This window comes from Natrinema sp. HArc-T2 (assembly GCF_041821085.1).
Lineage (GTDB): Archaea > Halobacteriota > Halobacteria > Halobacteriales > Natrialbaceae > Natrinema.
This window is the reverse complement of the sequence record NZ_JBGUAZ010000005.1, coordinates 294,579-305,030: the sequence shown is the minus strand read 5'-3', so window position 1 is coordinate 305,030 and position 10,452 is coordinate 294,579. Positions and strand designations below refer to the sequence as shown.

Annotated in this window: 12 protein-coding genes; 3 read left to right on the top strand and 9 right to left on the bottom strand. The window is 64.2% G+C overall.

The annotated features are described in order from the left end of the window. Window positions 1-176 precede the first annotated feature (176 nt). Window positions 177-1,568, bottom strand: a complete 1,392-nt coding sequence (locus ACERI1_RS14300; RefSeq protein ID WP_373619009.1) for an NAD(P)/FAD-dependent oxidoreductase — start codon at window positions 1,566-1,568, stop codon at window positions 177-179. 187 nt (window positions 1,569-1,755) lie between these two features. On the opposite strand from ACERI1_RS14300, the gene ACERI1_RS14295 reads away from it, so the two are divergent. Then, complete coding sequence (locus ACERI1_RS14295; protein WP_373619007.1) at window positions 1,756-2,730, top strand: D-2-hydroxyacid dehydrogenase; 975 nt, start codon at window positions 1,756-1,758, stop codon at window positions 2,728-2,730. A gap of 154 nt (window positions 2,731-2,884) precedes the next feature. On the opposite strand, the gene ACERI1_RS14290 is transcribed toward ACERI1_RS14295, so the two are convergent. Together ACERI1_RS14290 and asd are read right to left on the bottom strand one after the other, a co-directional pair. Beyond that, window positions 2,885-3,193: a HalOD1 output domain-containing protein gene (locus ACERI1_RS14290; protein ID WP_373619005.1), complete on the bottom strand. Its 309-nt coding sequence runs from the start codon at window positions 3,191-3,193 to the stop codon at window positions 2,885-2,887. 141 nt (window positions 3,194-3,334) lie between these two features. Further along, a complete protein-coding gene (gene asd / locus ACERI1_RS14285) occupies window positions 3,335-4,369 on the bottom strand; it encodes an aspartate-semialdehyde dehydrogenase (protein ID WP_373619003.1) in 1,035 nt (344 codons plus the stop codon). A 249-nt stretch (window positions 4,370-4,618) separates the two neighbouring features. On the opposite strand from asd, the gene ACERI1_RS14280 reads away from it, so the two are divergent. After that, on the top strand, window positions 4,619-4,876 hold the full coding sequence (locus tag ACERI1_RS14280) for a hypothetical protein (RefSeq protein ID WP_373619001.1): 258 nt from the start codon (window positions 4,619-4,621) through the stop codon (window positions 4,874-4,876). 198 nt (window positions 4,877-5,074) lie between these two features. On the opposite strand, the gene ACERI1_RS14275 is transcribed toward ACERI1_RS14280, so the two are convergent. The 4 genes from ACERI1_RS14275 to ACERI1_RS14260 all read right to left on the bottom strand — a co-directional run bounded on the left by ACERI1_RS14275 (window position 5,075) and on the right by ACERI1_RS14260 (window position 8,390). Then, window positions 5,075-5,266 carry a 30S ribosomal protein S17e gene (locus ACERI1_RS14275; protein WP_008013056.1) on the bottom strand — a complete coding sequence of 64 codons (192 nt, stop codon included), beginning with the start codon at window positions 5,264-5,266 and terminating at the stop codon, window positions 5,075-5,077. 236 nt (window positions 5,267-5,502) lie between these two features. Beyond that, a complete protein-coding gene (locus tag ACERI1_RS14270) occupies window positions 5,503-6,732 on the bottom strand; it encodes a cation:proton antiporter (protein ID WP_373619000.1) in 1,230 nt (409 codons plus the stop codon). Between the two features lie 216 nt (window positions 6,733-6,948). Next, complete coding sequence (locus ACERI1_RS14265; RefSeq protein ID WP_373618998.1) at window positions 6,949-7,542, bottom strand: DUF447 domain-containing protein; 594 nt, start codon at window positions 7,540-7,542, stop codon at window positions 6,949-6,951. Next, a complete protein-coding gene (locus ACERI1_RS14260; RefSeq protein ID WP_373618997.1) occupies window positions 7,539-8,390 on the bottom strand; it encodes a triphosphoribosyl-dephospho-CoA synthase in 852 nt (283 codons plus the stop codon). The genes ACERI1_RS14265 and ACERI1_RS14260 overlap by 4 nt, the downstream gene beginning before the upstream one ends. Before the next feature lie 144 nt (window positions 8,391-8,534). Here ACERI1_RS14260 and ACERI1_RS14255 point away from each other — a divergent pair, with 144 nt between their 5' ends. Next, window positions 8,535-8,879 carry a cupin domain-containing protein gene (locus tag ACERI1_RS14255; protein ID WP_373618995.1) on the top strand — a complete coding sequence of 115 codons (345 nt, stop codon included), beginning with the start codon at window positions 8,535-8,537 and terminating at the stop codon, window positions 8,877-8,879. A gap of 22 nt (window positions 8,880-8,901) precedes the next feature. Here the strand turns inward: ACERI1_RS14255 and ACERI1_RS14250 are convergent, their stop codons facing one another. Next, a complete protein-coding gene (locus ACERI1_RS14250; RefSeq protein WP_373618994.1) occupies window positions 8,902-9,420 on the bottom strand; it encodes a hypothetical protein in 519 nt (172 codons plus the stop codon). Beyond that, a complete protein-coding gene (locus ACERI1_RS14245) occupies window positions 9,420-10,328 on the bottom strand; it encodes an RsmB/NOP family class I SAM-dependent RNA methyltransferase (protein WP_373618993.1) in 909 nt (302 codons plus the stop codon). Before ACERI1_RS14245 ends, ACERI1_RS14250 begins: the two co-directional genes overlap by 1 nt. Window positions 10,329-10,452 lie beyond the last annotated feature (124 nt).

Genomic DNA, 10,452 nt, shown 5'->3' with positions numbered 1-10,452 from the left:
TAGCAGCGGGGACGAGTATTGCTCAGTTTCGGGTGTGATCGGGTGCTTTACAGCGGTTCCCTCTCGGCTTCCACGTCGTCTCCTGAATAGATCACTTCGAATCGTCGGAGGGGCTGCAATGACGTCCAGTTTGGAACCGCCACGCGGTCGACACGGCAACGGAAGTTCCGACAGTATCAGTAGAGATAGTCGGCTTCCGACAGCTGGACATAGCGACTGTCGCGGTATCCGAACTTGCGTCGTTTGTACGCTGTGAGGAGCTTCGCGGCGTCGAGTCCGGCAGCGTATCGCTTGCTGAGCAGGACGTTATCGCCGTTGCCGCCTTGCATGTCGGAGACAGTGTTGAACGCCCAGTCCCAGTCATCCGGGCCGTAGTCCTCAACGATGTCCGCGAAGGCGACGTTACGAAGGATCTCGTCGCCGACTGCTCGTTTCCAGACGTCGTTGTAGTTTTCGAGCGAGTCCGTCCCCGCCAACCGGCCAGCGATCTTGCCGGTGCGGACGGCGACGTGGTAGCCGCCCTCGTGGAACGCCGAGGTGGTACCCATCGCACCGCCCGCGACGGCAATGTTCGCGCCGACGGGCGACTCGATCGGTCGCGTCGACGAGATGGGATAGGTTTCCGTCCCCTTGGACTTCCCACGGTCCTCAACGCGGGGAATGTCGTCCTCGATGTCGTACTCGTCGCCGTACTCCTGTTCGAGCAGACGGCGGATGTACTCCGCACCCGATGGGATTTTCTCGTCGTCAGGTCGCAGGAGCTTGTAGCTGCCGGGGTTGTCGACATCGTCGAGGTCCATCCCGATCGGCATCGTCAGCCCGACGCGGGCGACCGTGCCGTCGTTCGGGAAGACCCACGGATAGGCGGTCTCGCCGGGCATATACCCCCACCAGAACGTGAGGGTATCCTCGAACTCCGCGAACAGTTCTTCGGGGAACTCCCGATACTCTTGATAGGCGATGTGGTTCGCCTCCGGCGGCGAGAGATAGTCGGAGACGCTTCGACCGGGTGCGGTAAACTGGTCGAGCGCCTCGAGCGTGATCCGTCGCTGGGGGCCATCTGCGAGGACGACGTACTGGGCCTCGAGTTCGTCGCCATTTGAAAGCGTCAGCGTGTGGGTTGGTCCCTGCGGGCTCGTCGCCCGGAGGTCGGTCTCGAGATCTTTGACGCCGACGCCGACGCGCAAGTCGGCACCGGCCTCGGTCGCGCGGTCGTAGAGCCAGTCGTCCATGCGCGTGCGGTGGAAGGTATAGCCGAACTTGGGATACGTCGCCTCCATGCCTGTCGTTCGTAGTTCGACGGCACTGTTCGGGCCGATGAACTCCGTGGCCTCGAGTTCCTGCAGAATGACATCGTCGGGGATTTCACGGTAATCGAACCCCATGATGTCGATCCAGTAGTCGAGCATCCCGGCGGCGTCGGTCGAATCCGGGCCGAGTTCGTCCCGGTCCTCACGAGGTACTCCCTGCTCGAAGAGCACCGTCTCTGCGCCGTGGGCGGCGGCCTGTTCGGCCGCGGACGTGCCCGCGGGGCCACCGCCGACGATCGCGACGTCTACGCGTTCCATACGCCGTTTGGACTCAGTGAGCCATTATAAAAACTGCGAGGGACAGTTTCGACAGACTGCGTCGGGGTCTGTATCCGACGGATCGCCTGTCGGGCCCGATCGTCTCATTGCATAGGCGTCCAGGGATTCGAACAGTCGACGTGCCGCGAGACGAACGCTTTTGATCGCGCTGGGTGAGGGCATGACCATGAGCGATGCTGACGCGCCGGACGTGCTCGTGCTTCGGAAGGGGACCCACGGAATTCCGATCGAACAGTACGCGGATGCGATCCGCGATCGGCTCCCGGACCACACCGTTGCGCTCGCACGCACGCCGGCTGCCGAACGCGAGGCGATCCGGGATGCGACGTTCGTCACCGGCATGGCGCTCGAGGAAGAGCTCCTCGAGCACGCCGAGGATCTCTCGGTCTTTGCTTGCGCCTACGCGGGGACCGGCCATCTGCCACTCGAGGAACTCGAGAGCCGGGGTGTCACGGTAACCAACGCCTCGGGCGTCCACGGGCCGAACATCGGCGAGCACGTGCTGGGGTCGATTCTGTATTTCACCCGGCGGTTTCACGTCGGCGCGCGCCGCCAGCGTCGTCGCGAGTGGCGCCACTACCGGGCCCACGAGCTGCAGGGGTCGACCGTCACCGTCGTCGGACTGGGCGCGATCGGGCAGGCGGTCTGTGAGCGCCTCGAGCCGTTCGGTGTCGAGACGATCGGCGTTCGCTATACGCCGGCGAAAGGTGGGCCGACCGACGAGGTGGTCGGCTTCGAGGGAGAGGCGTTCGACGACGCGCTCGCGCGGACGGATTATCTCGTGTTGGCGTGTCCGCTTTCGGAGACGACCCGCGGGTTGCTCGACCGCGAGGCGTTCGTGACGATCGATCCCGATGCGGTGGTAGTCAACGTCGCCCGCGGCCCGGTCATCGAAACGGACGCGTTAGTCGAGGCACTGCGGTCGAACTGGATCCGTGGGGCCGCACTGGACGTCTCCGATCCGGAACCGCTGCCCGAGGAGCATCCGCTGTGGACATTCGAGAACGTCCAGCTCACACCACACAACGCCGGCCACACGCCACAGTACTACGACCGGCTGGCGGATATCGTCGCCGAAAACGTCCGCCGGATCGACGCGGAGGGCGTGGATGCCGACCTCGAGAATCAGGTACTCCCTTGATTGCCCGTCAGTGGCTGAATCAGTTCCAGTACCTGTCTGACGAGCATCGTCACCGTGTATCGTGGATATGGTCGGAAACGTCCACAGCCGACGGATTCGCTCGAGCGCAGGGAGGCCGAGGGACTGATCCAGCGGGAGTAGTTTCGAGTGTCCGTTACTGCAGTTCGGTCAGTACGACTCGACCGGTCTGATCGACCGAGATCCGATAGCCAGCGTAGACGAACGTCACACAGCCGACGGTCCGGTTCGTTCCCTCGGGAGACTGAAACAGCGAATCGAGCGCAGACGGATCGATCGCGTCGTACAGGGGACCGAACTCGTCTGCGATCTCGAGGGCGTCCAGATCGGAGTCTGCCGCGATCGCTTCGATGACCGCTTCGCTGAACGGCTGATCCGGCTGAGCCTGATAGACATCGCAGCCGTCCTGTAGACGCGACTTGCAGAGAGCGGGTTCAGTTTCCATACCTCGTCTATCGGGTCAACTCACGAAGTGACTCCGATTGAACAGTCAACGTTTTAAAACGGGGGAACTCTCAGCCGCTCTGTCGGAGACGAACGGTCACTCGAGTCCCTGGTTAAATCGCCGACTGGGTAGCTGCCGGCTCTAGAGGTAGCCGTTCTCGAGCAGTAGTTCGCCGTTGAGCACGCTCGCACCGGCTGCGCCGCGCATCGTATTGTGTGCGAGACAGTTGTACTGCAGGCCGAACGTCGACTCGCGAATGCCGCCGGCAGAGACCGACATGCCGTCGCCGAGGGTGCGGTCGAGGCGTGGCTGTGGTCGCTCGGGGTCTTCGAAGACTTCGATCAACTGGTCCGGCGAGGAAGGAAGGTCGAGGGAGGGGTACTCGCGCATGGCCTCGGCGGCCTCGTCGGGGGTGAGGTCCTCGGCGGTTTCGACGAAGACGTTTTCGAGGTGGCCGTCGATCGTCGGGATACGGTTACACGAAGCGCCGACCTCGACGTCGTTGAGCGCCAGTTCCGCGCCGTCGAAGCTGCCGAGCAGTTTCTTCGATTCGGTCTCGAGTTTGTCCTCTTCGCCGCCGATGTGGGGAATGGCGTTGTCGATGATCTCCATCGAGGTGACGCCGTCGTAGCCCGCGCCCGAGACGGCCTGCAGGGTCGCGACGTGGACTTTCTCGAGGCCGTAGTCGTCGAGGGCGGCGAGCGTGGGGACGAAGGTGATCGTCGAGCAGTTGGGGTTTTTGACCATCGCGCCGTCCCAGCCGCGCTCGTCGCGCTGGACCTCGAGCAAGTCGAGGTGGTCGGCGTTGACCTCGGGGATCACGAGGGGGATGTCCTCGTCCATTCGACCGTTCGAGGAGTTCGAGGAGACGACGTAGCCGGCCTCACAGAAGCCGGGCTCGACGGCCTCGCCGACGCTCGAGGGGAGCGACGAGAACAGGAGGTCGACGTCGTTTGGCACGTCGTCGGGGTCGGTCGCCGTCACGGTCATGTCGGCGACGTCGTCCGGGATTGGACTGTCGACGCGCCACTTTGCGGCCTGCCGGTACGTCTTGCCGGCGCTTGCGTCGCTTGCGGTCAGTGCTGCGATCTCGAAATCAGGGTGCGGGTCGAGCAGCTGGATGAGTCGCTGTCCAACGGCTCCGGTCGCACCGAGTACGCCTACTCGTACTGCCATTTTCCGCCACTCAGAGTCGTGTCCGCAAAACCGTTTGGGTTTTCGGTAGCGCATGTCAGTCGACAGAATTACTCGAGCGTGGCGATCCAACGTCACTCGAGTCCGCTGGCGTGGCTGACAGCGAGGATACGCCGTCAGGGGAGCGATTCGCTACTTCGGATAGAAGAGATTAAGAAACGGGAGCAGTACCTAGCGACCGATGCACTACCGACAGGATCGACGCGAGGCCACTGGCCAGAGGTGGTTCCGATGACGAGTTCGACCACGAGTACCCGCAACGGGGGACTGCTCGAGACGCCGTTCAGCATGGGCGCGACGGCTGTCGCAGCCGTCTCCGCGCTGCTGTCCGTTTTTATTGCGTGGCTCGGTTTCACTGGTGGCGTGTTCCCGGGGATCGGCTATCAGCTCGATATCTTGACGGGGGCCGTCGCGCTCGTGTTCGGGCTCGGCATCGCCATCGTGGCACTCACTGCCGCAGCCTACATGGAGCCCGGCTTCGGCGAGTAACTCGAGTTTCGACACGATCCGCTCTCGCTTCTCGGTCATCGACCGTTTTCGACCTCACCAGAGTGTCGCGTAGCTTGCCGTCTCACGCTGACAGCGCTTCGAGACAGGAGATGCTGAAACGAGTCACACACCGATCACTATCGCTGTCGTGTGATCGGGTGGACAGTGACGGACCGTCGCTAGTATAAGAAAACCGACTTACGCAGGCACTTGCGCGCCTTTCTTTCGAGTGACGTATCCCGCGATGCGGTTACGAACGCCCTTGGAATCGACGTTGGTGAGCTTCTCGACGCTTTCTTTGTTCTGTTCGAAGTCAGTCGTGAACGCTTCCGGGTACTGCTCCAGGAGGAGGTTGCCGGTCTTCTTGACGTAGGCCGGTTTGATTGCCATACAGGGGGTTCCGTCTAGAGGCCCTTATAACGCACCATTTCCACCGATTGACGACCGTGGGGATGGGTCCGTTGCGTCGCGATGTGGTGAAATCGATCGGCTCGAGACATGCTGACCCGATAAGCGTACGCGTTTGCGACCGTTCTCACACGAGCCTGGTTGTGTCTGTTGTCTGTGCCGGCCAGCGATGCGTTGTCGTATACGGGAGCTGGCTCACCCGAGAACCCGAACCCACGCTACTCCGCTGTCTCGATGACGCCGAATGCAACTGCAATCTGTCTCGCAAAGCCCGCTTCGACGATGTCTGTGACGAGGATGACGAGAAAGACCGTCCCGAGTAAGATGTCCGCACCTGCGGGATCCGTCGGCGGCGTACTCGTCTCGAGGCGAATCGCAAACAGCGTCGCGACCGAGGCCGGAATGATCCCTCGTGGGCCGATGAAGCTCATAAATAGCCGCTCGCGGATCGGAAACGCTCCGCCAGTCGTCGAAAGGAAGACGACCAGCGGGCGCAACAGCACCGCCACCACTCCCACGACCGCAAGCCCGGCAAGCCCGAGCGCGCGGAGTTCGGAGAACTCGAGCAACGCCGCGAGCGTAATAAAGACGAACGAGAGGACGAGCACCGTTACGTCCTGATTCAGTCGCATGATCCCCTCTCGATGGGGCAACTCGAGGTTCCCGAGCGTAAAGCCCGCGGTGGCCGCGGCTGCGATGCCGGCTTCCGAGAACACAGAGTCCGCGATCGCGAACGCGATGACGGCTCCGGCCAACGCGAGCAACCGGGCTGTCTGTGGTGCAGCTTGCGCCGGGAGCTCGACCTGCGTCAGGAGATACCAGACGACGCCTGCGATCGCGAGGCCCGTGAGGATCCCCATCCCGAGGCGCTCTACGAACAGGAAGACGAACCCCCTCGGTGCGAGTTCCTGCGCCGTCATCGTCTTGAAGATGACGACCGCGAGGATCGCGGCGGTGACATCGTTGACGATCCCCTCGGTCTCGAGGGTCGTTTCGACCGCCTCGCGGACGGAAACCACGGCGAGAATCGGCGTGATGACCGTCGGGCCGGTCGCGACCAGTAACGCGCCGACGAGAAACGCAATGTCCCAGTTTGCACCGAGGAAGAGCCGCACGGCCAGCGCGGTTCCAAGAAACGACAGCGCTGCGCCGATCGTGATCAACCGTCTGGCCGCCCGCGGTGCGGTTCGGACGGTCTCGAACGTGAGCCGGAACGACCCCTCGAAGACGATGATGGCGACGCTCACTCCGACGATGGTCGAGAGCGCGTCGCCGAAGGTGTCGGGTGTCACGATGCCGAGTCCTTCGGGGCCGATCGCGATGCCCGCGACGATGAGAAACAACACGCTGGGAACGCGGTATTTCGCGGCGAGAAATTGGGCCGCGGTGCCGAACCCGACGATGGCTGCGACGAGTGCGATGAGCTCGAGGTCGACGTGGATCGACACCGGCTCATCGACCTCCCCGACGACGGCCCTCGGTTTGAACCGAGCCGAACGAACTGACGATCCACTCGCGCTGGTCGGACGTCGCGACCGACATGCCACGTCTTATCACACCGACCGACAAAATCCTCCGCCCTGTCGAAGCCACCGCCAGCCGAGCGGTGTCACCGCTGGTCGATCGTCATACACACACCCGAGTGGCGCGCTACCTGTGGTGGTTCACCACGACGAGTGGTCGCGGACGCGCTCGAGCGCCTCCCGCTCACGCGGACCGCCGGCACGGTCGACGACGGACTCGAAATACGCCAGCCGGTCCCGAAGTGCGGCGTCGTCGTACGCAGCGACCCCGAGCCGGGATGCCGCGACAGTCGCCTCGACGACGGCTCCGAACCCGCGGTCGATCGTCGGGACCGTTTCACGTTCGACGCCCGCCTCGAGTGGTCGAAGCTCCCACTCCTCCCAGTCGGTGTCACCCTCGCTGCCGGCGTCGACCTGTTCGACGGTCACGCGGGCCCAGGCACAGGCCGGCTCGAGGGTCGGCTCGTCGAACTCGACGATCGAGAGGGCAGCGTCGGCGAAGACGACGGGGTCGTCGATAAACTGGATGTAGCCCTCGCCTTGCCGGTGGAAATTCCGGCGCGTGCGGGTGTTGCCCCACGTCCGCGCGGTGACGGGATCGCCGGCGTGGAGCCCGAGTGGGGCGGCGTTCCACAGCCCGTTCGGTCCCAGCGTGGTCACGACCGATTCGGTCACCCCGGAGAGGGTGACGGGCCACGCCGCCGATTCCGCGTCCGCGTCTCGCTCGCCGCTCATACGGTAATCGCCTCGTGCTCGAGGGCGATGAACAGCCCGGCTGCGGTGATATCAGCCGTCGTCCCCGGATTGATTCCGCGCTCGACGAGGTCGTCCGCGAAGGTCTCGACCGCGGTCGGGTCCGTCTCGAGGGCGTCGGTCGCGACCAGTTCCCTGGCTTGCTCGGTCACCTCCTTTGCGGTCGCCTCGTCGTGACGCGTCGCGACGAGCGTATCGGGGCGGTCGGCGAGCACGGAGAGAAAGACCGACGCAGTGCGGTCGGTCACTGGGCCGTTTGCGTTGGCGAGTCTCCGGGCCGCCCCAAAGGAGCGATCGAAGCCGCGGACCCACTCACGGGCGACATCGTCACCCGGGACGCTTCGCTCCATGATCTCGAAGAGCGTCAGTCCGCGCTCCTCGAGTGCCGGAATCGCGTCCGAGCCGCGGCGCACGTCGAGGTCGTCCATGTCCGTGGGCGGATCGGCCACGCCCACGTCGACGTGGTCGAACGCGCGATAGAACGCCGCCGCATCCCCCACTGTCGTCTCGCGGACGATGGCTTCGGCGACGGGTTGGGAGAGGTCCTCGCGAGCGGCCCGCACGAGGGGAACGAGCAACAACAGTGCGCCGAACTGCGTGTTCCCACCCTTCTGTGTAGCCATCCCCGCGACGGCCCGCTCGAAGGCTGGTCCCACTGCAGCCCCGTCTGCAGCCAGCTCGAGCCCCTCATGGGCACCCACCGCCCCGGCGAGGAAGTGTTCGAACCGCAACTCCGCGAGGTCTCGCTGGCGGTCGACGTTGCCCGGTTTGGGCGTGCCCGCCACCTCGAGCAATAGCGCTAGCTCCGCGTTCGCCGCTGACGATCGCATACGTCTCTGTCTGTTGCGTTCCCGTTTAGGGGTACTGGGTCGCCAGACGTCGTCCCCGGATTGCGGGCCGAAGGCCAGTAGCGGCTGGCTGTCGCTTTCGATGTGGGCCCTCGATTTTAAGTCTCAAAATAGAGAGAACCGACTATGGGCTACGACACGGCCACCAAAACCGATCCGGAGTCAGTCATCGACGACACACTCGGTGGGATGTGGATGCTCAAAGCGCCGCTCGAGGCCGACGAGTTAGGAATCTCAGTGCTCGAACTCGAGCCGGGCAGTCAGGGAATGGAACACGACGAGACCGACTCCGGACAGGAAGAGGTGTACTACGTCGTCAAAGGAACGGTCGACATCGAGTTGCCCGACGCCGACGAGACGGTGACGCTCGAGGCAGACGAGGTGATTCGACTCGATCCCGGCGAAACGCGACAGATCCATAACCGCGGCGACGAGCGCGCGAAACTCGTGTTGGTGGGCGCGCCGCTGTAGTCCAGTCCCGTCGCCCTGATTGTTATGAGTCGAGGTCGCGCTGTCGGCCCTTCGGCACCATCGAGCGCAGCTCGCCGTGGACGTAGAGGCCGATGCCGATCGGCTCTAATTCCCCGGCGATCTCGTGGGCGGCGATGAGATACCCCCAGTCGCCGTCCCACGCGAGTTCCTGATCCTCGCCGGTCGCGAACCGGCGAGCCTGCTCGCGCTCGAGTTCGATCACGCAGTCGCTCGCGTGCCGACCGAAGCGCTGGACGAAGTCCGTCGTGGGCTTCCAGTGTTCCTGTCGGGTCCGCAGGCAGGTCATGCCGATCGCCTCGATTTCGATCGGCGTCGGCGCGTCACCGGCGTAGATCCAGATCTTGCCCGCGCCCTTTTCCCAGAAGGTGTAGTCGTCGAAGGTCGTCGGTGGGATCCCGAAACGATCTGCAAAGTAGTCGACGACCGCCTCGCGCGTGGCTCGTCCGTCGACGGTTCGCTCCGCGTCGGTTGCGGGCAGTCGATCGAACCGCTGGCCGTCGTTCGTTCCTTCGTCGCTCATTACGCGGTCACCTCCAGTTTCGCGACGAAGAAGCCGCCGGTGTCGTTCTGGTGGGGATAGATCCGGGCCGCCTTCTCGAGACTCGCGTCGTAGGTCGCGCCGTCCCACTCGGTCAGTCCGGGCGAGTGCTCGAGGCCGAGGTCGAAGTCGACGACGCGACAGGATTCGGTCTCGAGGGCGTGCTGGACGACGGCCTCGTTTTCTTCGGGGGCGAAGGTACACGTCGAGTAGACGACCGTGCCACCCTCGCGGGTGGCCTGGATCGCCCGGCGGATGATCCCCTTCTGGATGCCCGCGACCGAGGAGATGTGGCCTTCCGACCAGTTATCGAGTGCATCGGGGTTCTTGCGGATCGTCCCCTCGCAGGAACAGGGCGCGTCGACCAGCGTCCGGTCGAAGGCGTCGAAGTCGAAGCGATTGAGCGAGTAGTTGCGCGCGTCGGCGTTGGTCACCGCGAGGCTGGTCGCGCCCAATCGCTCGGCGTTGAATCGTAGCGCCGAGATGCGCCCGAGGTTGTTGTCGTTGGCGACGACCGTCCCGCGGTCGTCCATCAGCGCCGCGAGCTGGGTCGCTTTCCCGCCCGGCGCGGCACAGGCGTCCCAGACTCGTTCGCCCGGCTGGGGATCGAGGACGACTGCCGGCACTGCAGACACCTCTTCTTGGCCGTGTGTAAAGCCGTGAAACGAGGTCCACGTCGATCCCGGCGAGTCGGTCTCGAGGTCCAAGACACGCGGGTTCCAGTCGGCTTGGTCGTAGCCGACGCCCTCCTCGTCGAGGGCTGTGAGCGTCCGCTCGACTGTGGCCTTGATCGTGTTCACGCGGACGGCGTTGCCAAGTGGCCGCCTGCAGGCCGCGAGAAAGCCGTCGAAATCGTCGATAATCGATCGATACCGCTCGAGTGGCTCCATTGGCGGCGAGTTCGAGTGCCCGGCGCTTGTGGGTTTCGAAGCGTGCGGAATCAGCATCAGCGTCGCTGTCGGCTGCCGTCGGCGGTGGTCGGTCGCACACCACTACGGGCGTGCAAGCGGAAAC

Excerpts from the sequence above, each read along its gene's own strand:
- asd (WP_373619003.1), bottom strand. The coding sequence starts at position 4,369 with ATGGCAGTACGAGTAGGCGTACTCGGTGCGACCGGAGCCGTTGGACAG.
- ACERI1_RS14245 (WP_373618993.1), bottom strand. The coding sequence starts at position 10,328 with ATGGAGCCACTCGAGCGGTATCGATCGATTATCGACGATTTCGACGGC.
- ACERI1_RS14295 (WP_373619007.1), top strand. The coding sequence starts at position 1,756 with ATGAGCGATGCTGACGCGCCGGACGTGCTCGTGCTTCGGAAGGGGACC.
- ACERI1_RS14250 (WP_373618994.1), bottom strand. The coding sequence starts at position 9,420 with ATGAGCGACGAAGGAACGAACGACGGCCAGCGGTTCGATCGACTGCCC.
- ACERI1_RS14260 (WP_373618997.1), bottom strand. The coding sequence starts at position 8,390 with ATGCGATCGTCAGCGGCGAACGCGGAGCTAGCGCTATTGCTCGAGGTG.
- ACERI1_RS14275 (WP_008013056.1), bottom strand. The coding sequence starts at position 5,266 with ATGGCAATCAAACCGGCCTACGTCAAGAAGACCGGCAACCTCCTCCTG.
- ACERI1_RS14255 (WP_373618995.1), top strand. The coding sequence starts at position 8,535 with ATGGGCTACGACACGGCCACCAAAACCGATCCGGAGTCAGTCATCGAC.
- ACERI1_RS14265 (WP_373618998.1), bottom strand. The coding sequence starts at position 7,542 with ATGAGCGGCGAGCGAGACGCGGACGCGGAATCGGCGGCGTGGCCCGTC.
- ACERI1_RS14300 (WP_373619009.1), bottom strand. The coding sequence starts at position 1,568 with ATGGAACGCGTAGACGTCGCGATCGTCGGCGGTGGCCCCGCGGGCACG.
- ACERI1_RS14280 (WP_373619001.1), top strand. The coding sequence starts at position 4,619 with ATGACGAGTTCGACCACGAGTACCCGCAACGGGGGACTGCTCGAGACG.
- ACERI1_RS14290 (WP_373619005.1), bottom strand. The coding sequence starts at position 3,193 with ATGGAAACTGAACCCGCTCTCTGCAAGTCGCGTCTACAGGACGGCTGC.